The organism is Luedemannella flava, assembly GCF_039528515.1.
Lineage (GTDB): Bacteria > Actinomycetota > Actinomycetes > Mycobacteriales > Micromonosporaceae > Luedemannella > Luedemannella flava.
On sequence record NZ_BAAALT010000090.1, the window covers coordinates 1 to 25,594 of the forward strand.

Sequence of the window (25,594 nt, forward strand, 5' to 3'; positions counted from 1 at the left end):
AGCGGCCTGGCGGCCGGCGGTGCCGCCAACGCCGGCGAGGACCTCGGCGCCCGCCGCATGCACGCGGACGGCCGCCCCGCGGCCGAGTCCGAGCAGCGCGTGGTCGGCGACGAGGCGTTCACCGTGGAGACGCCGGGCGGCTCGGTGCTCGGCAACCGCACGGAGGAGCCGGTCTACCGGGCCGAGCCGCGGCCCACCCTCGGCGCGAACTAGGCGGCCCGGGAGGTGGACCTGAGCACCAGCATGCCGGTGGGTTCCGGCCTGGCCGGCCGGATCGTGCACCTGCGCCCGCCGCCGCTGCGGGTGCGCTTCCGCTACGGCGTCTACATCAACCTGGCCGGCCACCCCGACTGGATCCCGTACGCGTCGGCGGTGATCCGGCTCGCGCCGGCGCCCGCCGACCGTACGCTCGACGAGATCCGCCTCGGCGACGTCGTGACCGCGAACCTGCTGCTCGCCGAGGCGCTCTCGCGCACGGAGACGCCCATCGCGGCCGACCGCACCCCGGAGAGCTGGGTGTGGGCGCACCTCGGCGGCACCCGCGATCTCGCGCTGGTCCCGGCCGAGCTGCACCGGGCGTTCCGGCACCGGGGCGGCGTGAGCGGCCTGCGCCCGGGCACCGCCGCGCGCGGCCTGCACGGCCTCGCCCACCTGACCAGCCCGCCGGTGCGGGCCGACGCCCGCGGCTCGGTGACCGAGGACGCCCTCGCCCGGGCCGAGGAATGGTTCGGGTTCGCGCTGCCGCCGTCGTTCCGCGACTTCGTCCGCGAGACCAACGGCCCGCTGCCCGACCCGGGCGTGCACCCCGCCCGGGGCTTCCTGGTGGACCAGCCGTTCTTCGGCTTCGCCGCTGACGACCGGATGGCCGACCTGGCGTACGCGAGCCTGTGGTTCGGCGACCGCTTCACCGACGACTACCTGGTGATCGCGCCCGTGCAGGGCGGGCTGCTGCTGACCCAGCTGCGCGGCACGGCGCCAGGCTCCATCTGGTACTGGGATGACGACGACGCGGCCGACGACGACCGCTACGGCCCGGGCGTGATCTGCCGCGACCTGCTGGTCCGGTGCGCGGACGACATCGGCTCGTTCTTCGCCACGCTCACGCCCGTGCCGGACCGCTACCTGGTCGAGGCCGCCGAGAACATCCGGGCCGGCCGGGTGGGGCTGGTCAGCCCGGAGTCGGCCGGCCAAGGGCTGCCGCGGGCGCGTCGCCCCCACTGGTGGGGTCAGCTTCCGGGCCCGCAGCACTGACCAGCTCGGCGGCGAGGTCGAGCACCGCGCCCATCTCCTCGCCGGTGACGGTGACCTCCAGCTCCGACGCGGGGTTGACCACGAGTCGCCACTGCGGGTCGGGCCAGTCCATGACCAGGTCCACGAACGGCAGCTCCAGCAGGAACGCGTCGTCGGACAGCAGGTCGTCCAGCTGCGCCGCCGACGTGAAGGCGACCACCGCGGGGCCGTCGACGTCCACGGGCGCCCAGGGGAAGTCGGGGTCGCCGGGCGCGGCCCCGGTCGGCTCCGCGACGGGGACGAACACGGTCGCGAGCAGCAGTGCGGCGACCGCCGCGCGCAGGTCCTCGGCGGCCACGGCCGCGGCCAGCTCGTCCTCCACCTCGTTGCGGGCCAGCTCGACGGCGCCGACGCCGGCCAGCACGTCCACCGGCAGGTACGCCTGGATGGGCAGGCCCGGGTCGATGGCGAGCTGCCACGTCTCATCGGGCCACTTCTCGACCAGCTCGGCGCACGTGGTGGTGCGGAACGCCGGCACGCCCCGCAGCTGGCGCGCCAACGCGTCGGGCGACGTGAACGCCATCAGGTAGCGCTCGTCGCCGACGGTGAAGGTGAGCAGGTCGGTGGCGGCCGGATCGGGCCCGGACGGCAGATACAGCGTGGCGGTCAGCAGCCGCGCGACGTACTCCTCCATGACATCGTCACGCAGCGCGGCGGCGAGCGCGTGTTCGGTGTCGTTGGCTGGAACCCACTCGGAGGCCAAAGGGTCTCCCCCGTCGTTTCGAGGTGCATGCGGACGCGTAGGGGTGCCGCCCCGACGGGACGGCACCCCTGAAGACCTTCAGGTCACATGCTCGCCGCGATGCTCCGGTCGAGCTCCTGCATGCGCTCGGCGGAGGCACCGAGCTTGAGACCGACCTGGCCGAGAGCGGCCTTGATCTCCGCGGCGCCCTCGTTCCACTTGCGCCGCGCCTCGTCGCAGGCCTCGCCGGCCGCGCCCTGCCAGTCCTGGGCGAACAGCTGGGTGAACTGCGTGTAGAGCTCCTGCAGGGCGCCGTCCATCGCGCCCTGGTAGGTGCCGATCGCCGAGGCCACGTCGGAGATGGCCGCGAAGTTGTAGGTGATGTTGCCGTCCGCGCCGTAGCTGGGCCCGCTCATGTCTTATCCACCTCGTGTAGAAAATGCCGACGGGAAAGGTGGGCGTCAGCCCCGGAGAATGCTCATGACGCTGCTGTCGCCGGTGGCGGCGGCCGCTGCCTTGATCTCGTTCGCCGCGTCCTCGTCGTGCACGCCGAACTGGCTGGAGGCGTTGCTCATCTTGCCGGCCAGCTCGTCGAGCGCGTTGAGGATCTTCTTCAGTCCCTCGTTGAGCTGAACCGACGCGCCCTGCAGCGCGTTGTTGGCGGCGCCGGCCATGGCCGTGCCCGACAGCGACTCGATGCGCTGGATGAGCTGGGCCATGCCGCTGGCGAGGCTCTGGCCCGTCTCCTCGCACTTCTGTGCCATGGCGGTCAGTTGCTGCTGCGTGGCGTGGACCGAACCCACACCAGGAGTGGTCGTCAAGCCGTTCACCCCGATTCGTACGTGCCCCCGTGAGGGGCGTCCCGTTGCTCGAACTTAGTGCTATCTATTGCCTGCAAGCTACCCCGTTGCCGCAAATCACGGCTCAGCGGGTCGCGACGAGCAGGTCGTCGAGAGACAGCCCCAGCAGGTCGTCGCGCGAGGGCATGCGGCCCAGCGCGCGCAGCCGGCTGGACTGCGCCTTGCGCATGCCCTCCAGCAGGCGGCGCGCCTCGCGCGCGTTGCCGAAGTTCTGGTCCCGCTCGATGGTGGAGAACCATTCGAGCAGCGCGTCGTCGAGGCCCTCGCCGAGGCGGTAGTCGTCCTGCTGCGCGATGCGCCGCACGATGCGCACGAGCTCGGCCGGACTGTAGTTCTCGAACTCCAGCGTCTTGGCGAACCGGGACGCCAGACCCGCGTTGGCCGCCAGGAACTCCACCATCTCAGCGGTGTACCCGGCGACGATCACCGCGATGCTGTCGCGGTGGTCCTCCATGAGCTTCACCAGCGTGTCGATGGCCTCCTGGCCGAAGTCGGCGCCGCCGCCGGACGACCGCGACAGCGTGTACGCCTCATCGATGAACAGCACGCCGCCCATCGCCTCCTCGAAAACCTTGGTGGTCTTCTCGGCGGTGTGACCGATGTACTGCCCGACCAGGTCGCGTCGGCTGACCTCCTTGAACTCGCCGCCCGGCAGCACGCCCAGGCCCTTGAGCAGCTTGCCGTAGAGGCGCGCCACCGTCGTCTTACCCGTGCCCGGGGCGCCGGTGAAGATGAGGTGGTGGCTCGCCGCGCCGACGGCGAGCCCGGAGCTGCGCCGCCACTCGTTGACCTGGATCTCGTCGATGAGGGTGCGCACCTCGCCCTTGACGCCGGCCAGGCCCACCATCGTGTCGAGGTCGGCGAGCAGCTTGTCGACCTGCTCGGTGTCCGGCTGGTTGCTCGCGGCGGCCGCGGCGACGCCGGCCTTCGGCGCCAACGAGCCCGCGGCCAGTTCGCGCACCTCGGGGGTGGCGCCCTCCTCGACGCGCACGCCGCCCTCGACGCGGGTGTCGGTGACCGAACCGCCGCAACCGCGCGCGAAGAACACCCCGGGCCCCTGCGTGTCGTGCACCGAGCTGGCCACGATGGTGGGCGCACTGGCGTGGGCCACCGAGATCCCCGCGTCGGCGGTGTGCGACACCTCGCACCGCTCGATGGTGGGCCGGCCGGCCTGGTAGACGTAGATGCCCCGGTAGCCGCAGCGGGTGATCGTGCAGTTGCGCAGCGTCGGGTCGGCGCCCAGGCGCACGATGACCCCGTCGTCGCCGACGTCGCGGACCTCGCACGTGTCGAGCAGGCCACCGGCGTCCTCGATGACGAAGCCGTGCTGGCCGGCCACCACGGTCACCCTGGTGGCGTGCACCTGCGCGCCGTCGGTGACGCTCACGCCGGCCGCGAAGCCCGCCTGCACCTCACAGTTCTCCATGGTCAGCCGGCCGCCTGCCGCGCTCACCGCGGCGTACTCCCCTGATCTGAGGGTGAGGCCGCGGAGGGTGAGCTCGGCGCCGTGGCCGGCCACCGCGGGCCCGAACGCGCCCGTGCCGTCGATGACGACCTGGCCCTCGCCGGCGGCGGCGATCGTCAGGCGGCGACCGCGCACGGCGACCGTTTCGCGGTAGGTGCCCGGCTCGACCGCGATGACGCTCTCGTCGGGCGCGACCTCCAGGGCGTCGCGCAGCGTCGGATAGGCGCCCGCGCGCTGGGCAGAGACAGTGAGTGTGTACGCCATGGCCCCGCTCAAACTCGCTCAGACTCGACACGTCGGGGCGCGCCGGCGGGCCGCCCTCCCGCAGGGAAGGTTACCGGCCGCGCGCCCCGGGCGTGGTCGCGCCGTCGCTTGCTGTTGCTTGTCGGGTACGACGCGAGGAAACCGAACGAGGCCGTCCCGCCGGCGGCGATGGTGCCGTTCCAGGAGGCGTTCGCGGCGCTGACCGGAGCCAAGGCCCCCGCTAGGATCGCTGTCCATGCGTCGCGTGTTGCTCGGGATCGTGCTGGCCGCGTTCGTCGTGACCGGCATCGCCACGGCGGACCGGCTGACCTGGCTGTTGGAGACGTTCTGGATCGTCCTGGCCGTGCCGCTGCTGCTCGCGACGTGGCGCCGGTTCCCGCTGACGACCCTGCTGTGCTGCCTGCTGGCGGTGCACGCGCTGATCCTCATCTACGGCGGGATGTACACCTACGCCCGCACGCCCCTGGGCAACTGGGTGCGCGACGCGCTCGACCTGTCCCGCAACCCGTACGACCGGCTCGGCCACTTCGCGCAGGGCTTCGTGCCCGCCATCCTGGTCCGCGAGCTGCTCGTGCGGTTGTCCCCGCTGCGCGGCAGCCGCTGGCTCGCGCCGCTGGTCGTCTGCGCCTGCCTGGCGTTCAGCTCGTTCTTCGAGATGCTCGAGTGGTGGGGTTCGCTGATCGGCGGGTCGGCCACCGACGACTTCCTCGCCACCCAGGGCGACAAGTGGGACACCCAGTGGGACATGTTCCTCGCCGGCATCGGCGCCATCACGGCCCTCCTGACGCTGAGCCGCGTCCACGACCGCCAGCTGGCGGCACTGCCCGAGCCGCGGCCGACGCCAGCGACCTAACGCCAACCGAAGCGTCGCTTCTTCCGCTCGGCGGCGGGCGCCTCCGGCGGCGTCTTCTGGTACGCGCGCCAGTGCTCAGCAGCGGCCTCCGCGTCGACCGGCGCCAGCGGGACGAACGGCTCGGTGGGCGTGTGCCGGTACGCGGCGATCCGGTCGTTCAACTCGGCCACCGCCTCGCGCACGTTCTGCTCGGAGAGCATCGTGCGCACCCGCTCGGGCAGCCGCTCCACGTCCCGCGCCAACCGCAGCGAGCTGGGCAGCATCGCCTCGCTGGTCAGGCCCTCACGGCGCAGGTAGTCCTTGATCCACCAGAGTTCGTCGTCCTGCCCGCCCCAGTTGGGCAGCGGTTTTCCGGCACCCGGCAGGTTGTCGAACTCGCCCCGCTCAGCCGCGAGCCGTATCTGCCGGTCGACCACCGACTCGAACCGCACCTCATCCGCCCCCACCCACCCATTGTCCGTCAGGGTGGTCAGACGGCTCGACGCTCCTCCGTGTCCAGGACAACCGGGAACGTCATTCGCCCTACCTCGTCCGCACCGGTGCGGACGACTTCCGGTACGCGTCGCTCTCCTCCGACACCTCCACGATGGCGTCGAGATCTCGGTCGGCAGCGTCAGCCGGCTTCCGTCCGGGCCGACCAGCTCGGCACGCTGATCCACCGCTATCCGGCGGACCAGGTCAACGAGGTCATCCAGGGGTTCGTCGGGGGGCAGCACGGTACGTTCGGCGACAGCGGCGGGCATGGCGATCTCCGTTCTCCCAACCAGCAGCTAGCGCAAATTCGAAAGAAACGAAACTCCTTGACGGCTCAGCAGGTGGTGAGCATCGTCTGGAGGGCCGACTTTTCGGCCGGGTCGGTCGACAGGTCGTAGTCGTACTTCACCTGGATCCAGGCGCGTGCGTAGGTGCACAGGAAGGCGGCCAGCGAGGGCTGCCATTCGGCCGGGTCCCGGTCGGACTTGGACTGGTTGACGTTGTCGGTGACCGCCCACAGCTGGGGGCCGCTGAGGTCGTTCGCGAACGCCTGCCGGCGGGCCGTGGTCCACGCCCAGGCGCCGGACGCCCACGCCTCGGCGAGCGGCACCATGTGGTCGATGTCCACGTCGCTCGCGGCGGTCCAGACCGCACCGTCGTACGGGCTGTGCCAGCTGCCGGAGACCGCCGTGCAACTGCTGTTGACCACGACGTTCGTTCCGTCGCGTTTGAGCACCTCCTCCCGGGTGTTGCACGCGCCGGAGATCGTGATCCAGTGCGGGAACAGGGTCCGGTCGTACGTCGCCGCGTTGGACTCGGCCGTCACCGTGAGGGCGGCCAGCCGGTCCGCGGCCGCGTCGGCCGGCGGGACGTTGGGCGGCGTTGCCTGGGCGACGCTGGGCGTGACGACGGCCAGCACCACGGCGATGGGTATCCACTGAAGGCGCATGTCGGGTTCCTCAGTACGAGTCAACCCGATCGCGGCGGCCTGAGTTACGCAATTCCGTCGGGCCGGGGTGCGGCGGCAAGCCCATCCCCGGCCCGGTCCACACCGGTCAGCAGGTGTTGAGCATGGCCTGCAGGGCGGACTTCTCGGCGCTGTCCACGGACAGGGCGTAGTAGTACTTCACCTGGATCCAGGCGCGGGCGTAGGTGCACCGGAACGAGCTGACCGAGGGCTGCCACTCGGCCGGGTCCTTGTCACCCTTCGACTGGTTCACGTTGTCGGTGACAGCCCACAGTTCGGGCCCGCCGAGGTCGTTCGCGTACGTCTGCCGCTTGGCGGTGGTCCACGCCCAGGCACCGGACGCCCACGCCTCGGCGAGCGGCACCATGTGGTCGATGTCCACGTCGCTCGCGGCGGTCCAGGTCGCCCCGTCGTACGGGCTGTACCAGCTGCCCGACGTCGGCGTGCAGCTGCTGTTGACCACGACGTTCGTACCGTCGCGCTTGAGCACCTGCTCGCGCGTGTTGCACGACCCGGTGATCGTGATCCAGTGCGGGAACAGGTCCCGGTTGTAGGTCGACGAGTGCGACTCGGGCGCGACGGTGAGCGTGGCGAGCCGGCTCGCCGCCGTGGTGGCCGAGGGGATGTTGGGCGGCGTCGCCTGCACGGCGCCCGGGGTGAGAGCGAGGATCACGGAGGTGGCCGCCACCAGCACGGCGGCGGCCCTGACTGCGCGGTTCACAGCGGACTCCCAACTGTCGCCGCCATGGCCGGGTGGGGGGACATCCGGCAGGGGGCATGGCGGGGACAGACGGACTTTCTCAAATACGTGAACCAACTACATGTTCAATTCGGAAACAATTCGTGCCGTGGCGATTACGGGTCGCTATGTAGTCCGAATTCGCCACACCCCGCCTACCGGACTGCGCGTCGCGATACCTCGGCTCGTCGGACAACGTGCCGATGCGACAATCCCGCCATGCAGGACCACGATCATGTCCGCCTGCTCGCCGAGGTTTCCGAGACCGGGCAGCCGAGGCTCGAGGAACTCCCGGCGACCCGACTGGGGCACGACGTCTACCTCGTCGACGGCAGCCCGATGTTCACCTACGGCTGCGCGGCCGGCGACCGTATCCGGGTGGCGGAGGACGGCACGTTCGAGGTTCTCGAGCGCGGCGGCAACCTCTGCCTGAGGGTGTACCCGACCGAACCGCTGTCCGAAGCCAGCGTCGAGGCCCTGCGACACCGCATCGGCGACCTCGACGGCCTGGTCGAGACCCCGGGCGACCGCCGGTTCGTCGTGATCACCGCGCCGGTCACGGCCGGGTTCCCGGACCTCCAGGCCGTCCTCGACCAGTGGACCGAAGAGCATGGGGGCGTCTGGGAGTACGGCAACGTCTACGACGAGGACAACAAGCCACTCGACTGGTGGACCGGCGCCTGAACGCGACACAGATCGACGTTGATACAGAGCTCGATAGTTCGCCATAATGCACCCGTGCGCGGTCACGCGGGGTGAATGCTCGTGCAGACGAATGCTCTGATCTCCACAGCGGCGCTCGCTCCGCCGGAGCGGTTCGGCTTCTGGATCGAACTGCTGACCCAGACGGCGATGCCGATCGAGGTGCGCACGGCACACGAGGCCGACTTCGACGCCACGATCCACCAGGTGGCGGTCGGCCCTGTCGAGCTGATGAGCCTGCGGCACCCGCCACTCAACGTCCGCCGACCGCCACGGCTCATCCGGCGTTCCGATCCCGACGTGTACCACGTCGTGCTGAGCCAGGCCGGCGACCAGTGGCTGACCCAGGACGGCCGCGAGGTGATCATCCGTCCGGGCGACATGACGGTGTACCACAGCTCCCACCCCCTCCAGACCCGCACCGATGTCACGCTCGAGCGCGAGTCCGCGGTGGTGGTTGTCATCCCGACCGCCGTGCTTCCCCTCCCGGCCCGCCGGGTACGCGACGTCATCGCGACCAAGCTGTCCGGCGCGGACGCCCTCACCGCGATCGTCTCGTGCCACCTGCAGGCCCTCCTGGCTAACGCCGGCCGCCTGGACCCGGCCGACAGCGTGCGCCTGTCGACTGTGACGCTCGACCTGATCAGCCACATGATCGCCCGCCGGCTCGACGCCGAGGCGGCGCTCCCGCCCGAGTCGCGCGAACGCGCGCTGTTCGCCCGCATCCTGTCCTTTATGGAGAGCCAACTGCACGACCCTGACCTCAACCCGGCGACCGTGGCCGCCGCGCACCACGTGTCGCCGCGCACCCTGCACCGGCTCTTCCAGGCGCAGGGCCTCAGCGTCGCGGGCTGGATCCGCGCCCGCCGGCTCGAACACTGCCGACGCGACCTCGCCGACCGCGCCCTGGCCGCCCGCCCGATCGCGGCCATCGCGGGCCGGTGGGGCATGCGCGAGCACTCGCTCGCCCGCGCTTTCAAAACGGCGTACGGCGTGAGCCCGTCGACCTACCGCGACCGACACACCCACGACTGACCGTTGAGAGGATCGGTGGAACTTTGGACAGCCTGTTAGCGTCCACCGCCATGACCACTGAGCCGGTACGCCCCGGGAAACCATGGCTCGGCGCGACACTGCTCGTGCCCGCCGCTCTGGTCGCCGCCGCGGCCGGTTGGGGCATCTACGACTTCACCAAGGAGTACGGCGGCCTGACCGCCGATATCGTCTCGCGCGGATTGACGTTCGCCCCACTGATCGCATTGATCTCCATCGTGGTCGTGCCGTTGACGTGGCTCGGCCTGACGCTCGGCTGGCCCGGGCGCTGGCGCGGCCGCGTCCTCTCCGTGCTCATCGGGTCAGTGGTGGCGGTCGCGGTCGTGGTGTTCGGTTCCGCGGTGTTCGGCGGCGTGGCCCATGACCGCGGCGTGGCCAACGCCGATCGGGCGTGCTCCGACGATGACCGTGCCGCGCTGACCGAGCTCGGTGCCCTGCCCGCCAACGGGGAGATCGGCACCGGCGACCGCGACGGCGCCTGTCACGCCATCCTCGTCGGGGTGGGTGCCGGCGATGACGCCGCGACGCAGACCGTGCTGGCCGACGTCCGCGCGAGGCTGAGCGCCCACCGCTGGGTGCCGTCCGGACCGGTCACCGACAGCGGGACGACATACCTCCGCGACGGCCAAACTCTGATCATCACGGTCAGCAACGACGGCAAGGCGATCGAGATCAAGGCAACCCTGGCCAACGGGTGACCGGCGAACACGGCGATGAAACGATTGTCGACGTGGCCACGGTGACCACGCCCCTTCCGACTGTTACGGGCATAACACGCACGGAGTTCCCTGGACCTACAGGTATCCGTGCCCTGATGTCCGGTTCCGCGTACGGTGGTGGCACGGCGACCCAACGGTTGTGGCGACCGGTGAGGCGCCGCCTCTGACCGCTGACCAGGGATGGCTCCCACCATGGCGCGCACGGTCGATCCGCGCTTTGCCGAGCGCATGCGCGATCTCCTCGCGGAACGCGCAGTTTCCTACCGCGTGCTGGCCGCGCGCACCTACTACGCGAAGACCTACCTGCACGCGCTCGCGACTGGGGCGAAGTCCCCGACGCTCGAGGCGGCGGCCCGCATTGATGACGCGTTGGCCGCTGACGGCGAGTTGGTCGGCTACATCAACGAGCCGGCCGGCTCCGACGGTGCTGCCGCGTCCCGCGATTCGGCCCGACTGGTCGAACTGCTGTGCGGTGGGCAGGTTGTTGACGCGCTCGACGCCGCCGCGCTCGGTGCCCACCAGCTGTCGGTCGACTACCTCTCGAGCCCGCCCGACGAGATGCTGCGACAGGCCACCCAGCTGCGGCGCACCGCTATGGCTGTTCTGCCCCGGCTACATGGACGCGCCCGCGCGGCCGAGGAGACCGATCTGCTGCTGGCCCTCGGACACATGTCGGGCGTGCTTGCGTACGCCGCCCTCGACCTGGGCGACGCGGCGGCTGCCGCCGGCCACGCGCGTGCCGCATGGCAGTGCGCCGACACTATCGATCACCACGGGCTGCGCGCCTGGGTGCGCGGCACGCAGAGCCTCATCTGCCGGTTCGGGTCCGGCTACGGCAAGGCCCTGACGTACGCCCGCGACGGCATGCACTACGCCCACGACGGAGCCGCACAGGCCCGGCTGCTATGCGGCCAGGCCCAGTCGCACGCCAACATCGGAGACGGACCTGCCGCCCGCCGTGAGTTGACCGCCGCGGCCGACGCACACGGGCGCGAGCACACCCCGGCGGACGGCCTGTTCGGGTTCTCCGCCGCCAAGCTGGCCTACTACTCCGGGTCCACGCTGATCTGGCTGGACCACCGCGACGACGCGGAGCACGCCCAGACGGAGTCGCTGCGCGCCATCGGGTTGTGGGAGGTCAGCGATCCGCATGAGCGGTCCATGGGTGACGAGGCACTGGCACGGGTGTACCTGGCGACCGCGCGGCTGCAGCTACACCAGCTCGAGGGTGCCGTTGCCGCACTGGCGCCGATCCTCGACCTGCCGGAGGACCGCAAGCTCTCCTGGATCGGCAAACGCCTGGCCCGCATCGCCGAGATCCTTGCCGCCGCCCCGTACACCAACGATCCGGTCGCGCGCGAGCTGGGCGAACGCATCCACGCGTTCTGAAGGGGACAGCGGGGGACAGCCACCTACCGGTGATCACGTGCCGTAACGGGGAGGCTACGGGGACGGGTGCGGCGGCTGGATGATCCAGCAGGCCCAGCCGCCGTGCCCACCCACCGTGGAGGAGGACAGCATGTTCATCGCCCCGTTCGACCTCGACAACCCGCCGGCCGATCCGCCCGAAGGCGCCCACCCGCTGGTGTGGCGGATGGCGCAGGCCATCCGAATCGCGCACCAGCCGGACTCGACGGCGTGCTGCGTCACGTGCCGCGTCAGCGTCGCATGGCCATGCGCACCCAGCCGACTGGCAGCCCGCGGCCTTCTGCTCGCGCTACGACTGCGCCAGGCGCCCGCGCGGTGGCCGAGTAACCAGCGGATCCCATGGTGAGCTCGTCGACCTGCGGGCGACGGAGGCAACATGGACACCGTCCTATCCTCGCCACCTCAGCCCACCTACTGCCGAATCTGCCTGTTCTAAATCAAGGCGCCGCGCAAGCGCGGCGCTGCCGCCCGCCCCGCGCAGCCGGCCCGGGGGCCTATGCGCGAGCGGGCGGCAGCCTACTTGCTACTTGAACCACAGTGCCAAAAGCGCCGTCACCGCGCCGACGAGGCCAGCCGTGGCCGTCAATAGCGCCGGCAACTGGGCCAATACCGAACGCGTGCCGTCGTTCCGATCGTTGTTCGGCGAACGCCGACTTGCTAAGGTCACTTCGACTCCTAGACCGAGGACTTAATAGCGGAGTCACAGCGGCGTCCGGGTACCAGCCGGGCGCCGCTTGCAGTCTGTCGAAGACGACTGCTCTCCCATGCCTGGTCTATCTCAGACGATCCCATACGGCATATGCAAGCCAGCACGACAGTTATTTTTGGCCGCCCTGTTTGGTGGCCGGCACGGGATTGCGCGCGTTGGGAGGCGCGTCGCGTCTTGAGCTTCAGACATGCGACAGGGTGTCGAGCGGCATGAACATCTATCGATTGTTATGTCCACCGGACTGCCGCACTTCTGCCAAGAGTTCGCCGCCCAAAACACGTCTTGAACAGCGTAGATAGCGTGATCTTTGCCGGCGCTTTGCCCATCTGACGTCCGCCCCCATGTCCGGTGACGCAGATCACAAGCGTCGGACCATATCGAAAGCTATAACTGGCTAGCGTCGACCGTGCCGTCGGAAATATCCGATCGGGCGGACGATCGAGAGGCGCGCGAGAACCAAACGATCCTCCGCCATCCCATACTTTGGGATGGCGGAGGATGTTGAAGATGCCTTGTGCCGAAGGTTCTCTACAAGGAGTTTCTAGGTTGCCATTCGATGGATTATTTCCCGGCACGTTGGCACGATATTTTTCTTGGCAATTGCAATTTCGTATGTCCGCCGTGATACAGACCGTTGCTCCCGCCGCACCGGTCGCGGCGCGACCGCCGCTCCCTTCCACGGCCGCGAGACACAGGCGGTGCCTCCGGCGGGAGCCTCGGGATCCGAGATGGCCGCCATCCCGTCACCATCGACCCCCACAAGCCGAGCAGACCGGCCCTGGGTGGGTCGACGGTGACGGGATGGCTCCATGAGGACAAGATCGCACGCACCACGGTGGCCCATGATCAGGACGTCTCCAGGACGTCAGGACGCGGTCAGGACGTCTGACGCCGACCAATGTCGACCGACGACAACCATCGAGCACCGACGATAACCGCTGGTAGATGCGCGTGATCCGCCCTCAACCAGGAAGGCGACGGACGAGTCGGCCTGTACGCCGGGTTCTGTTCCGCGCCTAGGGCGCGGTGGCGGCCATCCATCTCGGCCTGCCGTTGCCGACAGGCTCTAGCGGCCTACCCGCAAGCTCGGGCGGGCAGCCCTCAAACGCCTGCGCAGGCATCCCCGAGGGGACGCCCTTATGGCCTTGCTCCGGGTGGGGTTTACCGAGCCACCCTGGTCACCCAGGGTGCTGGTGGGCTCTTACCCCACCGTTTCACCCTTACCGGGGGTGTGATCCCCCGGCGGTCTGTTTTCTGTGGCACTGTCCCGCGGGTCACCCCGGGTTGCCGTTAACAACCACCCTGCCCTGTGGAGCCCGGACGTTCCTCGGCGGCGCTGTCCCGAGGAACAGCACCGACGCGACCGCCCGGCCGACTCGTCCGTCGCGCCTGCCATGCTACGTCGCGATGGATCTCACCGACGTACTGCTGCTCCTCGGGGCCGGTGTCGGCGCCGGAGTGGTGAACTCGGTGGCCGGCGGCGGGTCGCTGATCACCTATCCGGCGCTGGTCGCGACCGGTTTAGGGTCCGTTGTCGCAAACGTCACGAACTCGGTGGCCGTCTCGGCCGGGTACGCCTCGTCGGCGGTGGGCACCTGGCCCGACCACCGGGCGCTCGAAAGAAGCCAGGGGAAGAGCGTCAGGGCGCTCGCGCTCACGGCCGCCGTCGGGGCCGTCGCCGGGTGCGCCCTGCTGCTGCTCACCCCGGCGACCGCGTTCGACAAGGTGGTGCCCTTCCTCGTACTCGGCGCGGTGGCCGTGCTGGCGTTCCAGCAGCGGCTGAAGAACCTCGTTGGACACCCCCATGAGCTGCCGCGAACCCGAAGAACAGCCACCCTGCACACGGCCGTAGGGCTGTCCGCCGTGTACGGCGGGTACTTCGGCGCCGCCGTCGGCATCATCCTGGTCGCGCTCATCGGGCTGGTGATGGACGAGACGCTGATCCGCGTCACCGCGCTGAAGAACTCGCTGTCGGTCGTCATCGGCCTGGTCACGATCGCCGTGTTCAGTGCGTTCGGCACCGCGGCCGGCAGCCCGGTGCACTGGGCGTCCGTGGCCGTGCTCACCCCGGCGACGCTTGTCGGCGGGTACGTGGGCGCCCGCGTCGGCCGGCGCCTCGACCCCCGCGTGCTCCGCGCCGTGATCGTCACCTTCGGCACGGCCGTCGGCCTGATCCTCGGATGGCGCGCCTTCGGCTGAGACCCGAGGTGGCGGCCACGACACGATCGGATCGGACCGCAGCGATCGGGCGCAGCCGGTGCGCCGTCAGCCAGGGTTGAGGGCGGAAGGAGGCCTCATGATCTCGGCACTCAACCGGCTCGTCGACCTTGTCGAGGACAACCTCACCGAGGACCTCGACGTCAACGACGTGGCCCGGGCGCTCGGCACGACCGAGCACCACCTCCGGCGGATGTTCTCGTCGTTGGCGGGCATGCCGCTGTCGGAGTACGTGCGCCGCCGCCGCATGACGGTCGCCGCCGCCGACGTCGTCCGGGGCGACGAGGACCTGCTGAGCATCGCCGTCCGGCACGGGTACGGGTCGACCGAGGCGTTCGGTCGGGCGTTCCGGGCGGTCCACGGCGCCGGCCCGGGTGAGGTCCGCCGCGACGGCGGCCCCCTTCGCACACAACCGCAGCTCAGGTTCCGCCTGACCGTCGAAGGGAGTACCCGCATGGACGTCCGTATCGTCGACCACCCCGCGTTCCGGCTCGTGGGCCACGCCGCCCGCGTGCCGCTGATCCACCACGGCGTCAACCCGCACATCCAGCAGCACATCGCCGCGCTGCCGATGGCGGAGCACCTGCGCCTGAAGGCGCTCGGCAACGCCGAGCCGGCGGGCCTGCTCGCGGTCAGCGACGATGTCGACCCGGACGCCACCGAGGGCAGCGAGCTCACCTACCTCCACGGGGTCGCCATCTCCCCGCAGACGGCGACCCCCGACGACCTCGACACCATCGAGGTCCCGGCCGGCCGCTGGGCGGTCTTCCGGACCGCGGGGCCGCATCCGCAGGCCCTGCAGGCCACGTGGGCCGCGACCGCCACCGAGTGGTTCCCGTCCAACCCGTGGCGCCTGCGGCCGGGTCCGTCGATCGTCGCGGTCCTCGAGCGGGCGGCCGACTTCAGCACCGCGACCTGCGAGCTCTGGCTGCCGGTCGAACCGGCGTAGGAGTCCGCTCTGGGAACCGGCTGGGACCAGGCTGAGGTCCAGCTGGGGAGCGGCGGCCGCAATAATGGAATCGGCCTAAAACAAACCGGTCCTCCTGTTGCCCGAACCACGGACACCGACCAAGATCTCGCTATGGATTCTGCGGGAACACGCGAACCGAACGCAGCCGATCCGATCGGGACGATCGAGACTGAAATCGCCGTCCTGATGCGCCGCGCCGAGGCGACCCGCCGCTCCGGCAGCGCCCCGCACCGCACCCTGGACCGCGCGGCGTACCTGATCCTGCGCCGCCTCGACGGGGCCGGCGCCCAGTCGGTGACGTCCGTGGCCGAGTCGCTGGGCCTCGACGGCTCGACCGTGACCCGGCAGGTGACCGCGATGGAGCGCGACGGCCTAGTGCGCCGCCAGCGCGACCCGGGCGACGGCCGGGTCACCATCGTCGAGCCGACCCCGGTCGGACTGCGCCGCATGCACGGCGTGCGGGCCGCCCGGGAGGAGCTGTACCGCCAGCTCCTCGCCGGGTGGCCCCACGACGAGCGCGCCGAGCTGGCCCGCCTGTTGACCAAGCTCAACGAGACGTTGGACGACTACGTCCGTACCCGCTGAGGTTCTTCTGAGAGCGCCGCCGCCGGCGCGGACCGCGCGCGGACGACGACCGTGACCAGCGCCGCGACCGCGATGTTCGCGAGGACCGCAATGAACCCGACGTAGACGGCCGTCTTGGGGTCGAGGCCCACCAAAGCAGGATCGAACCACTTGGCCAGCGGGAACGCCGACCCGCCGAAGTGCTCGCGCTTCGTGACGGCGTTGGGGATCTGGTAGAGCATCCACATGCCCAGCGCCATGCCGACCGCCCAGCCGGCGATCAGCCCGGCCTTGTGCCACCAGCGGCTGTAGAGCGCGAGCCCCACCGCCGGCAGCGTCTGCAGGATGATCACACCGCCGATGAGCTGCAGGTCGATGGAGAACTGCGGGTCGATGAGCAGGATGACGGCCACCGCGCCCACCTTGACGACCAGCGAGGCGAGCTTGCTGACGGAGGCCTCCTGCGCCGGGGTCGCGTCGCGCTTGAGGTACTCCTTGTAGATGTTGCGGGTGAACAGGTTGGCGGCCGCGATCGACATGATGGCGGCCGGCACCAGGGCGCCGATGCCGATCGCCGCGAACGCGATGCCCGCCAGCCAGTCGGGGAACATCTGGTCGAACAGGACCGGGACCACCGTGTTGGCGTCCGCTTTCCCGTCCGTGACGATGGGCTTCACTCCCGCGGCGATCGCCATGTAACCCAGCAGCGCGATAAGACCCAACAGCAGGGAGTACGCCGGGAGGGCGGTCATGTTGCGGCGCACCACGTCGCGACTGCGCGACGCGAGCACCCCGGTGACGCTGTGCGGATACAGGAACAGCGCGAGCGCCGACCCGAACGCCAGGGTGATGTACTGCCACTGGTTGCCCGCGTTGAGCAGGGTCGCGCCGGTGGCCGCGAACTTCTTCTCGGCGGCGCCGAAGATCACGTCCCAGCCGCCGAGCTTGGCCGGAATCCAGATCACCGCCACGATGATGATCGCGTAGATGAGGAAGTCCTTGACGAACGCGATGAGCGCCGGCGCCCGCAACCCGGACTGGTAGGTGTACGCCGCCAGGATCGCGAACGCCGCGATCAGCGGCCAGCTGCCCGGCACGTGCATCGCCTTGAGCACGGCCTCGATGCCGACGAGCTGCAGCGCGATGTACGGCATGGTCGCCACGATGCCGGTGATCGCCACGAGCAGCGCGAGGGTGGACGACCCGGACCGTTGCCGGACGACGTCGGCGGGGGTGACGTGCCCACCCTTGTGCGCCTCGGTCCACAGCTTGCTCAGGAACAGGAACACCAGGGGGTACACGATGATCGTGTACGGCACGGCGAAGAAGCCCATGGCGCCCGCCCCGAACAGCAGCGCCGGCACGGCCACGAACGTGTACGCCGTGTAGATGTCGCCGCCGATGAGGAACCAGGTGATCCAGGAGCCGAAGTTGCGCCCGCCGAGGCCCCACTCGTCGAGGTGCAGCAGGGTCGGCGGCCGCCGCCACCGTGCCGCGACGAAGCCGATGATGCTGACCAGCAGGAACAGCGTCGTCGAGATGACGATCTCGGTAGTGTGCTCACCCACGGTCACTCACCGCCCAGCTCGTCGACGGTGGGATCGGTCTCGGTCGGCGTGTCGTCGGCCGGCGAGCGGGTGAGCCGGTAGACCGCGAGCGTCACCAGGACGCTGAGCGGGATGAGCGCCAGCTGCAGCCAGTAGAACCGGGGGAACCCGAACAGGCGCGGCTCATTGTCGTTGTAGATGAAAACCAGCATCGGTACGACGACGGGGATCAGCAGTAGCAGGTACCAGGGGTTGCGATCGTTCGGCTCGGCATCCTCTGGGGCCATTGGCGCTCCTCCGGGGTCGGAAACGTCGATGTCGACCGACATCGATCACGGCGGATGGGACGCTACGCCGCGGTGACGCACGCCACCCGCCCATCGTTCCCGCCATCGCCCAACGGCGGATACGACGCGCCCAACGCCCCCATCCCTGCGCCAACCGGTCATTTCCGTGATCAACACTACAAAGTCGCCTCGTGGCGGCCATCCACCCCGTTCGGCGGCGCACAAGTCGACCTTTGGCGGCTATCCGGCTCGCCCATCGGTGCAGAAGTCGACTATGGCCGGGCCGACCGCCCACCCCACCGGGATCGAATCGCGTAGCTTGCGGTCGCCGGCGGCGCCGGGAGCGTGGTTGGGCGCGGGTATGGTCTCGCGGTGATCACCGCGCTTGCCCTGGGTCTGCTGCTCCTCGTCCTGGGTTTGCCGGCGTCACTCGTCGGTGGCGTCGCCGCCCTCTGGCTCGGGCTCCACCTCGGCGCGGTCGGCTGAGCCGAGCGCCGCGAGGTGGGCGGTGTCGTTGACCGTCCGCACGGCGATGCCGCCGTCGGGCCAGCGGTCCACCAGCGAGATGCCGGCCGCGTCGAGGAACAGCCGGTGCAGGAACGCGTCGCTCGCCGACAGCGCGTCGCGCAGGATCAGCTTTATCGGCGTGACGTGGCTGACCAGCACGACCGTGCGGCCCGGATAGCTGGCGAACAGCGCCGACGCCGAGCGGCGCACCCGGGTGGTGACGTCGCGGAACGACTCCCCGCCCGGCGGCGCGATGGCGGGGTCGGACAGCCACGCGGACATCTCGTCCGGCCACCGGTCGCGCACCTCGCCGAACGTCAGGCCCTCCCACTCGCCGAAGTCGCACTCGATGAGGTCCTGGTCGATGGCGATGGGGCTCATGCCGACGGCCGCCGAGATGATCTCGGCGGTCTGCCGGCAGCGGCCCAGCGGCGACGTGATCAGCGTGTCGACCGTGCCGTTCGCGAGCTCGGCGACGCGGGCGGCGGCGGCGCGCGCCTGGTCGCGGCCGATCGCGGACAGCGGCACGTCGCCGCGGCCCGAGTACCGGCGCTGGGCGGTCAGCGCCGTCTCCCCGTGACGGACGAGGATGAGCCGGGTCGCCGCGCCGACGTCGGCCGGCGGCGCCCAGGACACCTGCGGCCCGGTGGACCCGATCAGCTCACCCAGCTCGCGCGCGTCGTCGGGGATCCTGCCGTCCATGGCGGCGTTGGCCAGCGCGTCGGCGGCCGCGTTCTGGGCGCGGGGGATCCACGCGAAACGGACCGTGTCGAACTGCTTCACCAGCACCGCCGCCTGCGCCGCGAGAACGCGCAGCGTCGGGTTGGAGATCTTCCAGCGGCCGGCCATCTGCTCGACGACCAGCTTGGAGTCCATCCGCACCTCGACGTCGACGGCGCCCAGGTCCGCGGCCGCCTTCAGCCCCGCGATCAGGCCCGAGTACTCCGCGACGTTGTTGGTGGCGTGCCCGATCGCGGCCGCGCGCTCGACCAGCACCTCGCCCGTCGCGGCCTCGCGCACGACCGCGCCGTACCCGGCCGGGCCGGGATTGCCGCGGGCTCCCCCGTCGGCCTCGACGATGACCTTCAGGCGGCGCGCCACGGCCGCCTCACAGGCCGGACTCCTCCGTACGCACGAGGATGCGCCCGCACTCCTCGCAGCGCACCACCTCGTCGGCGGCGGTGCCCTTGACCCGCGCCCTCTCGGAGCCGGACAGCTCCAGGCGGCAGCCGCCGCAGCGGCCCGCCCGCAGCAGCGCGGCGCCGATGCCGGTCGACTCGCGGATCTTCTCGTAGAGGGCGACCAGGTCGGCGGGGAGGTCGGCGGCGAGCGGGGCCCGCGACGCGGACTTCCACGCCGCCTCCTTGTCGATCTCCGCGAAGGACGCGTCGCGCCGGCGCTCGGTCTCGTCGCGCTCGTCGCGGGTGGCGGTGACCCGCTGGGTGACCTCGGCCAGGGCGGCGTCGGCCGCCTCGCGCTGCTCCATCAGCTCGAGCTCGGCGTCCTCCAGCTCGCCCTGCCGGCGGCTGAGCGTGGCCAGCTCGTGCTGCAGCGCCTCCAGCTCGCGGGCCGGGCCGGTGCCCGCGTCAAGGCGGGCGCGGTCCTTGTCCGCGCGGGCGCGCACCTGGTCGATGTCGCGCTCCAGCCGGGCGATGTCCCGGTCGAGGTCGTCGACGCCCACCTGGGCCTTCACCCGCTCGTCCTCCAACCCCACGATCTTCCGCGCCAGCGCGTCGAGCTCGGCGAGCTCGGGCAGGGTGCGCCGGCGGTGGGCCAGCTGGGCGAGCGTCGTGTCGATCGCCTGCAGGTCCAGCAGTCGGCGTTGGGCGTCCGGGTCGGCCTTCACGGGCGCGGCTCCTTTGCAGTGGTCGGCTTGTATATAGCAGCGGGCACGTGCAGCGTCCAGGGGTCGGTCGGGAGGTCGCTGACGACCGTGGCGATCGGGAGGGCGTCGGCCAGCTGGCCCGCCAGCAGGTCCAGCCACGGGCGCTCGGTGGCCCAGTGGGCCGCGTCGAGCAGGGCCGGCCCGCCCGCGGCGAGGTGCTCGCTGGCGACGTGGTGGCGCAGGTCGGAGGTGAGGTACGCGTCCGCGGCGCTCGCCGCCGCGGCGGCCAGGAACGGATCGCCCGCCCCGCCGCAGACGGCGAGGGTGCGCACCGGTTGCTCCGGATCGCCGGCCGCGCGCACGCCACCCGGTGTCGCGGGCAGCCGGAGGGCGGCGAACTCGACCAGCTCGGCCAGCGTCATCGGCCGGGGCAGCTCGCCGACGCGCCCGGTGCCGACGCCGGGCGGGCCGTCCGGGATCAGCGGCCGCAGGTCGGTCAGCTTCAGCCGCTGGGCGAGCGCGTCGCACACGCCCGGGTTGGCCACGTCGGCGTTCGTGTGCGCGACGAGCAGGGCGATGCCGGACCGGATCAGCCGGTGGACGATCGTTCCCTTGTACGTCGTGGCGGCCACGCTGGACACCCCGCGCAGCAGCAGCGGATGGTGCACGATCATGATGTCGGCGCCGGCCTCGACCGCCTCGTCGACGGTCTCGGGCACGCAGTCGACCGCCAGCAGCGCCCGCGTCACCGGGGCCGACGGCTCCCCTACGACCAGGCCGACCCGGTCCCAGTCCGCCGCCCACTCCGGCGGATACCACCCCGCGAGGGCGGCAACCACGTCAGCGACCGTCGTCCCCGCCGCGTCGACCGTCATGCCTGGCGACGCTACCAGCGCCCGCTCCCCGTACTCACCACCGGCGTCGGCGTCAGGTCGCCAGCGACGCGGCCGGCGGCAGCGCGTCCAGGGCGAGCTTCCACGGGAAGCGGTCCGTCAGCTCCTCGCCCATGCCGGCCGCGGTGAGCGGGAGCACGTCGTCGCCGAACAGGACGGTGAGGCCGCCCCAGCCGCGCAGGGTCGCGATCGCCTGCTTGAACGCGGGGTGGGCCGCCATGGCCGAGTTGGTGAACGGCACGGCCACGATCGGCACGGTGCCCTTGCCCTGCGCCTCGATGACGAGGCCGAGCGCGAGCGTGTCCGCGATGCCGACGGCCCACTTCGCGACCGTGTTCGCCGTGGCGGGCGCCACGATGATGGCGTCGGCGGCCGGCAGCAGGTCGGGCTCGCCGGGGTTCTTGAAGGTGCTCCGCACCGGGAACCCGGTCTGCGCCGCCAGCGCCGGCACGTCGATGAACTTGCGGCCGTCGGGGCTCGCCACGACGCACACCCGCCACCCGGCCGCCTGCGCCAACTCCACGAGTACGCCCACTTTGCGCGCCACCGGCGACCCCGTCACGATGGCGTAAAGGACTGGGCTCATGCGCGGACGCTCAGCTGGCCGGCCAGTTCGGTGATGGCGGTCGGGGGCGTGCCCCGGCTGCGCCGGAGAACATCGGAGATCACCTCGTGGGCCAGCGGCCGGCACCGGATCTCGGACGGGGCCAGGCGGTCCGCCTCCACCAACATCTCGCTCGCCTTCGACACGTCGCCAACCTGCGTGAAACCCCGGGCGATGTCAAGCAGGTGGTGCGCGCGTCGCTCGGGCAGCATGGCGGCGAAGTTGTCGGGATTGAGCGCGACGTGGGTCTCCACCGCCCGGCCGCCCTCGCCCATCTCGACGGCCGCGGCCGCCCGGTGCAGCTCCACGTTGGTGGGCCCGAAGCAGGTCCAGTAGTGGTTGGCGTCGCCGCCCATCTTGGCGGCCGCCTCGGTCGCGCCGGCGAGCAGGTCGCGCACGGTGGCCGAGTCGCCCATCCGGGCGGCGGCCATCGTGCCCTGCAGCAGCAGCTGACCGTAGACGGACAGGTGCCGCGGGTCGGTGGCCTGGTCGCCGGTCGGCACGAGGCGGTTGGCCACGTTGACGTTGATCTCCAGCGCGGCGCGGAACCGGCCGAGCGCGATGAGCGACAGCGCGATCCGGGTGGTGGCGACGCCGACGAGCAGCGGGTCGCCGGAGCGCTGCGAACAGGCCAGGCCCCGGTCGGCGGCGAGCCAGGCGAGGTCGTGCTCGCCGAGCTTGCGCAGCGTGGAGGAGGCGACCTGGTACACCTGCGAGAGCAGGTACGCCGCCTCGCGGCCGTTGTCGCCGCTGTGGATGGAGACCAGCGCCTGGCAGTCGCGCAGCAACTTGGGCAGCGACCGCGCGAGCACGCCGTACTTGGCGTGCTGCAGGGTCGACCAGGCGTGCACGACCGACTTGTGCACCTCGGGCAGCGGGACGAGCTCGACGGGCGCGTCGAAGAACGGGCTGATCTGGTCGTAGCGCTCCAGCGCCGCCCGGATCTCCTCGACCTCGACCTGGTCGACGCAGTTGACGTCCTCGGGGCGGCGGGCCGGGTCGCGCCCCGTGAGCAGCTGCATGTCGATCTGCAGGACGTCGGCGATCTCGTAGATCACCGAGTACTTGTCGAGTCGGCGCACTCCGCGCTCGACCTTGTCGACCCAGCTCTTCGACTTGCCGAGGCGGTCGGCGAAGACCTGCTGGGAGATGCGTCGGCGGCTGCGCCAGTACGCCACCCGGCGTCCGATGGGCAGATCGTCCATGTCGTGTCCTTCTCCGGTGCGGTGTCGGAGGTACGCGGGGGAAGTTTGCTGATTGTGGCGAGATCGCACAGTTTGTGTGGCGCCTGTGCGGGCTGTCGCTCGTAACTTCTTATGCAACTTGCAATTCGGGATCTGCCCGAGTGAACGACCGCCGGCCCTCGAGGTGACGGTCGTCGACCGCCGTATCCGAGTTGTTACAAGGAGACGCCATGCCACGACTGACCGTGATGTCCCCGTCCGCGCGCCGCCTCTGGCCCGCCCCGCAGGCCGTCCGCCGCTCCGTGCTGCGCCGCGCCGCGCTCCGCTACGCCGACCGCGACTGGCCCGTCCTACCGGGCGCGTTCCTGGACCGTGGCCGCTACAGCTGCGGGCCCATGTGCCCCACGGTCGCCTGCCACCCCGCGATCGACGGATGGCCCGGCGACGCGCCCTATGAGAGGAACGAACTGGAACAGTGGTGGGCGTCGGCCGCGTTCTCGGTGCTGTTCCCCACCGGTACGGCCTTCGACGTGATCGAGGTGCCCGCCGCGCTGGGCACCGTCGCGATGCGCTCGGCCCCACCGGGGCCGGTCGCGGTCAATCCCAACGGGCACTGGATGTTCTTCGTGGCCCCCGGCGACGGGCTGCGCCCCGAACTGGCCAACCGCGTCGACATGGTGCTGCACGGCGCCGGCTCGTGGGTGCCCGCGCCGCCCACCTACACCCCGCTCGGGCGGGTGCGTTGGGAGGTCGCGCCCGAGACGGTCGACTGGCGCCTGCCGTGGACCTACGCCGTGCAGAACGCGATCGTCGGCGCCCTGCCGACGGCCCGACCCGCGCCCGTGGTCACCGCGCCCGCCTGGGCACTGCGTCCCGCCGCGTGACGCGGCAGACGCACGTGCAGATGCAGGCGCGGTCAGCACCTCCACACCGTAGGACGGCGATCTATGAACCGTCGACCGGCCGATCGGCCAGAGCGACGTCACCATTACGCTGCGCTACCTGGGACTCCAACGTGGACCGTGCCCGCGCGCGCAGCGTCGCGTCGACCGCCGCGATGTCGCCCGGCGCCGTGCGCGACGCGAGGTAGTACATGACGCCGGTCGGGACGAAGAACGCCTGGAAGACCGCGAGCCCCGTCGCGTACGCGTGGGCGCCGCCCGACGGTCCGCCGAAGGCGCCCAGCACCACCCCGTACATGCTGTTGCCGATCGCCCGGCCCACGCCGTTGACCAGGTTGCCGAGGCTGTAGACCGTGCCCCGGTGCTCGGGCGGGTTCACGTCGGCGATGAGGGAGAACCAGTTGGGCGAGTTGGCCGACGTCAGCGCGAGCGCGGTCACCGCCGCCAGGAACGCCAGCGCCATGGTCGGGTCCGTGAACAGCGAGCCCAGCGCGTACCCGAGAATCTCGCCGGTCGAGGCGTCCGCGGTGACGCTCAGGCGCAGCGGCAGGAAGAACAGCACCACGTAGAACGGGATGCCCGCGAGAATGCCCACGGCCGCGACCAGGGCACGACCCCGGGGAGTACGCCGCTGCAGCCGGTCACCGACGAGCCCGCCGAGGATCGACAGCGCGCCGCCGAGCTGGAAGATGGTGGCGAAGATGGCGCCGATGCGGATCGCGGTCGGCTCGGCGTAGCCGAGGTCCAGCGCGCGGGCCTGGAACAGTTGCGGCAGCCAGGCCAGCGAGCCGAACACCACCTGCGCCGTGAGCCCTTGCAGGATGAGCCAGCGGTTGGTGCGCCGCCCGAGGATCGCGGGCACGTCGGCGCGGGTGATGCGGTAGTCGTAGTCCTCGCCGGCGGCGAAGACGGCGGCCAGCGCGGGCTCGCTCTGCCCGCGGCGCGTGTCGTAGGTGAACAGGTAGGCGACGGTGGCGACCACGCCGACGATCGCCAGCAGCCCGAACGGCTCGCGCCAGTGCGTGGCGCCCAGCGCGCCCGCGAGCAGCGTGCCGACGAGCGTGCCGACGCCCTGTGACAGCCCCCAGAAGCTCATGACGAGGCCGCGCCGGCGCGGCGAGATGAGGTCGCTGACGACGGAGAAGCCCACCGACGCCACGGCGCCGAGCCCGACGGAGGCCAGCAGCTGCGCGGCGAGGAACCCGGCGTAGTCCTCGACGGTCGCGGTGGCCGCGATGCCGACGGACCAGATGACGGTGCCCACCATGAGCAGCGGCTTGCGGCGCGTCCGGTCGCCGAGATAGGCCCAGCAGACGGCCGCGATCGCGGTGACCAGGTAGCTCAGCGCGGTGACCGCGCCGACGACCTTTTCGGACACTCCGAGGTCGGCCGCGATGGGCCGGTAGAGCGGTGGCACCAGACCGATCGCCACGTTGTCCAACGACGCCAGGACAATGAAGACCACCACGGAGTACGCGCGGTGCGCGCGAGATCCGCTGGTCACGTCCCTTGGCGTCGTCATGGGCAGATCGTGCGCGCCGCCCGTCCCCGAAGCAACCGCCGGATACACGAACGGCGTGTTTCGAACCCTTAAAGCCCGGTTTCACCTATTGCCTGTGACATGGTTCACGATTGTCGGCCGTTCGTTTGGCCCTCGCGGCCAACCGCGGGCAAGGTCGGGGAGCTGTGCGTCAACCCCCGGCGCTCAGCCCCCAACCGAAAGGGAGCGACTCGTGGCCGCTCACCGACGCGCGGGACGCCGCCCGATCACCCCCCGGGCTGCGCTCAGCGCTTTCAGCCTCGTGGTGCTCGCCTCGGGCGCCGCCGGCGTGGCCCTGGGTCAGGACCGCCCGGCACCGGCCGACCCGGCCGCGCTCGCGGCGGCCGTC

The 25,594-nt window shown here is 71.0% G+C and carries 28 protein-coding genes and 1 other RNA gene; 12 read left to right on the forward strand and 17 right to left on the reverse strand.

The genetic code is table 11. The annotated features are described in order from the left end of the window. Together ABD211_RS16420 and ABD211_RS16425 are read left to right on the forward strand one after the other, a co-directional pair. Positions 1–213 (forward strand): hypothetical protein (locus tag ABD211_RS16420; RefSeq protein ID WP_344131954.1); only part of this gene is annotated, 213 nt, incomplete at its 5' end. Between the two features lie 12 nt (positions 214–225). Further along, positions 226–1,251 (forward strand): SMI1/KNR4 family protein, encoded by a 1,026-nt coding sequence (locus ABD211_RS16425; protein ID WP_344131957.1) that lies wholly within the window; start codon positions 226–228, stop codon positions 1,249–1,251. On the opposite strand, the gene ABD211_RS16430 is transcribed toward ABD211_RS16425, so the two are convergent. From ABD211_RS16430 to ABD211_RS33925, 5 genes are all read right to left on the reverse strand, one after another. Continuing rightward, on the reverse strand, positions 1,169–1,993 hold the full coding sequence (locus tag ABD211_RS16430; protein ID WP_344131960.1) for an SseB family protein: 825 nt from the start codon (positions 1,991–1,993) through the stop codon (positions 1,169–1,171). The genes ABD211_RS16425 and ABD211_RS16430 overlap by 83 nt on opposite strands. A gap of 83 nt (positions 1,994–2,076) precedes the next feature. Then, positions 2,077–2,388, reverse strand: coding sequence for a WXG100 family type VII secretion target (locus ABD211_RS16435; RefSeq protein WP_344131963.1), 312 nt, complete (start codon positions 2,386–2,388; stop codon positions 2,077–2,079). Positions 2,389–2,433: 45 nt separating this feature from the next. Then, positions 2,434–2,793, reverse strand: coding sequence for a WXG100 family type VII secretion target (locus ABD211_RS16440; RefSeq protein WP_344131966.1), 360 nt, complete (start codon positions 2,791–2,793; stop codon positions 2,434–2,436). Positions 2,794–2,896: 103 nt separating this feature from the next. Beyond that, positions 2,897–4,561 (reverse strand): right-handed parallel beta-helix repeat-containing protein, encoded by a 1,665-nt coding sequence (locus tag ABD211_RS16445; protein WP_344131969.1) that lies wholly within the window; start codon positions 4,559–4,561, stop codon positions 2,897–2,899. 8 nt (positions 4,562–4,569) lie between these two features. After that, a complete protein-coding gene (locus ABD211_RS33925) occupies positions 4,570–4,773 on the reverse strand; it encodes a cellulose binding domain-containing protein (protein WP_425560427.1) in 204 nt (67 codons plus the stop codon). Positions 4,774–4,796: 23 nt separating this feature from the next. Between ABD211_RS33925 and ABD211_RS16450 the strand changes: the two genes are divergently transcribed. After that, complete coding sequence (locus ABD211_RS16450; protein ID WP_344131973.1) at positions 4,797–5,414, forward strand: DUF2238 domain-containing protein; 618 nt, start codon at positions 4,797–4,799, stop codon at positions 5,412–5,414. Here the strand turns inward: ABD211_RS16450 and ABD211_RS16455 are convergent. From ABD211_RS16455 to ABD211_RS16465, 3 genes are all read right to left on the reverse strand, one after another. Then, positions 5,411–5,860: a DnaJ family domain-containing protein gene (locus ABD211_RS16455; RefSeq protein WP_344131976.1), complete on the reverse strand. Its 450-nt coding sequence runs from the start codon at positions 5,858–5,860 to the stop codon at positions 5,411–5,413. The genes ABD211_RS16450 and ABD211_RS16455 overlap by 4 nt on opposite strands. A 362-nt stretch (positions 5,861–6,222) precedes the next feature. After that, positions 6,223–6,837, reverse strand: a complete 615-nt coding sequence (locus tag ABD211_RS16460) for a GmrSD restriction endonuclease domain-containing protein (protein ID WP_344131979.1) — start codon at positions 6,835–6,837, stop codon at positions 6,223–6,225. A gap of 106 nt (positions 6,838–6,943) precedes the next feature. Then, positions 6,944–7,576 carry an HNH endonuclease family protein gene (locus ABD211_RS16465; RefSeq protein ID WP_344131982.1) on the reverse strand — a complete coding sequence of 211 codons (633 nt, stop codon included), beginning with the start codon at positions 7,574–7,576 and terminating at the stop codon, positions 6,944–6,946. Between the two features lie 237 nt (positions 7,577–7,813). Here ABD211_RS16465 and ABD211_RS16470 point away from each other — a divergent pair, with 237 nt between their 5' ends. The 5 genes from ABD211_RS16470 to ABD211_RS16490 all read left to right on the forward strand — a co-directional run bounded on the left by ABD211_RS16470 (position 7,814) and on the right by ABD211_RS16490 (position 11,842). Beyond that, entirely contained in the window at positions 7,814–8,278 is a 465-nt protein-coding gene (locus tag ABD211_RS16470) for a DUF4265 domain-containing protein (RefSeq protein ID WP_344131985.1), read from the forward strand. An 81-nt stretch (positions 8,279–8,359) separates the two neighbouring features. Next, entirely contained in the window at positions 8,360–9,331 is a 972-nt protein-coding gene (locus tag ABD211_RS16475) for an AraC-like ligand-binding domain-containing protein (protein WP_344131988.1), read from the forward strand. A 50-nt stretch (positions 9,332–9,381) separates the two neighbouring features. Next, complete coding sequence (locus ABD211_RS16480; protein ID WP_344131991.1) at positions 9,382–10,047, forward strand: hypothetical protein; 666 nt, start codon at positions 9,382–9,384, stop codon at positions 10,045–10,047. Between the two features lie 213 nt (positions 10,048–10,260). Then, positions 10,261–11,457 carry an NsdA family TPR-like regulatory protein gene (locus ABD211_RS16485; protein WP_344131994.1) on the forward strand — a complete coding sequence of 399 codons (1,197 nt, stop codon included), beginning with the start codon at positions 10,261–10,263 and terminating at the stop codon, positions 11,455–11,457. Between the two features lie 130 nt (positions 11,458–11,587). After that, positions 11,588–11,842 (forward strand): hypothetical protein, encoded by a 255-nt coding sequence (locus ABD211_RS16490; protein ID WP_344131997.1) that lies wholly within the window; start codon positions 11,588–11,590, stop codon positions 11,840–11,842. A 1,341-nt stretch (positions 11,843–13,183) separates the two neighbouring features. Here ABD211_RS16490 and rnpB read toward each other — a convergent pair. Beyond that, positions 13,184–13,584, reverse strand: an RNA gene (rnpB, locus tag ABD211_RS16495) — RNase P RNA component class A. 28 nt (positions 13,585–13,612) lie between these two features. Between rnpB and ABD211_RS16500 the strand changes: the two genes are divergently transcribed. The 3 genes from ABD211_RS16500 to ABD211_RS16510 all read left to right on the forward strand — a co-directional run bounded on the left by ABD211_RS16500 (position 13,613) and on the right by ABD211_RS16510 (position 15,977). Continuing rightward, positions 13,613–14,404, forward strand: coding sequence for a sulfite exporter TauE/SafE family protein (locus ABD211_RS16500; RefSeq protein ID WP_344132000.1), 792 nt, complete (start codon positions 13,613–13,615; stop codon positions 14,402–14,404). 97 nt (positions 14,405–14,501) lie between these two features. Further along, on the forward strand, positions 14,502–15,371 hold the full coding sequence (locus ABD211_RS16505; RefSeq protein ID WP_344132003.1) for an AraC family transcriptional regulator: 870 nt from the start codon (positions 14,502–14,504) through the stop codon (positions 15,369–15,371). A gap of 207 nt (positions 15,372–15,578) precedes the next feature. Further along, positions 15,579–15,977 (forward strand): MarR family winged helix-turn-helix transcriptional regulator, encoded by a 399-nt coding sequence (locus tag ABD211_RS16510; RefSeq protein ID WP_344132006.1) that lies wholly within the window; start codon positions 15,579–15,581, stop codon positions 15,975–15,977. Here the strand turns inward: ABD211_RS16510 and mctP are convergent. The 7 genes from mctP to ABD211_RS16545 form a co-directional block, all read right to left on the reverse strand. Further along, on the reverse strand, positions 15,959–17,524 hold the full coding sequence (mctP, locus tag ABD211_RS16515; RefSeq protein ID WP_344132009.1) for a monocarboxylate uptake permease MctP: 1,566 nt from the start codon (positions 17,522–17,524) through the stop codon (positions 15,959–15,961). The two genes, ABD211_RS16510 and mctP, sit on opposite strands and share 19 nt — an antisense overlap. Before the next feature lie 2 nt (positions 17,525–17,526). After that, the gene (locus tag ABD211_RS16520) at positions 17,527–17,790 is read right to left on the reverse strand and encodes a DUF3311 domain-containing protein (RefSeq protein WP_344132012.1); all 264 of its coding nucleotides are present in this window, start codon (positions 17,788–17,790) and stop codon (positions 17,527–17,529) included. 426 nt (positions 17,791–18,216) lie between these two features. Next, positions 18,217–19,398, reverse strand: a complete 1,182-nt coding sequence (locus ABD211_RS16525) for a bifunctional RNase H/acid phosphatase (protein ID WP_344132015.1) — start codon at positions 19,396–19,398, stop codon at positions 18,217–18,219. A 7-nt stretch (positions 19,399–19,405) separates the two neighbouring features. Then, positions 19,406–20,143: a zinc ribbon domain-containing protein gene (locus tag ABD211_RS16530; protein WP_344132018.1), complete on the reverse strand. Its 738-nt coding sequence runs from the start codon at positions 20,141–20,143 to the stop codon at positions 19,406–19,408. Further along, positions 20,140–20,997 carry a Nif3-like dinuclear metal center hexameric protein gene (locus tag ABD211_RS16535; RefSeq protein WP_344132021.1) on the reverse strand — a complete coding sequence of 286 codons (858 nt, stop codon included), beginning with the start codon at positions 20,995–20,997 and terminating at the stop codon, positions 20,140–20,142. The genes ABD211_RS16530 and ABD211_RS16535 overlap by 4 nt, the downstream gene beginning before the upstream one ends. Positions 20,998–21,049: 52 nt before the next feature. Continuing rightward, complete coding sequence (locus ABD211_RS16540; RefSeq protein WP_344132024.1) at positions 21,050–21,601, reverse strand: flavoprotein; 552 nt, start codon at positions 21,599–21,601, stop codon at positions 21,050–21,052. After that, positions 21,598–22,824: a helix-turn-helix domain-containing protein gene (locus ABD211_RS16545; protein ID WP_344132027.1), complete on the reverse strand. Its 1,227-nt coding sequence runs from the start codon at positions 22,822–22,824 to the stop codon at positions 21,598–21,600. The genes ABD211_RS16540 and ABD211_RS16545 overlap by 4 nt, the downstream gene beginning before the upstream one ends. A gap of 209 nt (positions 22,825–23,033) precedes the next feature. Here ABD211_RS16545 and ABD211_RS16550 point away from each other — a divergent pair, with 209 nt between their 5' ends. Beyond that, complete coding sequence (locus ABD211_RS16550; RefSeq protein WP_344132030.1) at positions 23,034–23,687, forward strand: bifunctional DNA primase/polymerase; 654 nt, start codon at positions 23,034–23,036, stop codon at positions 23,685–23,687. Between the two features lie 61 nt (positions 23,688–23,748). Here ABD211_RS16550 and ABD211_RS16555 read toward each other — a convergent pair whose 3' ends face one another. Then, the gene (locus tag ABD211_RS16555; RefSeq protein ID WP_344132033.1) at positions 23,749–25,227 is read right to left on the reverse strand and encodes an MFS transporter; all 1,479 of its coding nucleotides are present in this window, start codon (positions 25,225–25,227) and stop codon (positions 23,749–23,751) included. Positions 25,228–25,594 lie beyond the last annotated feature (367 nt).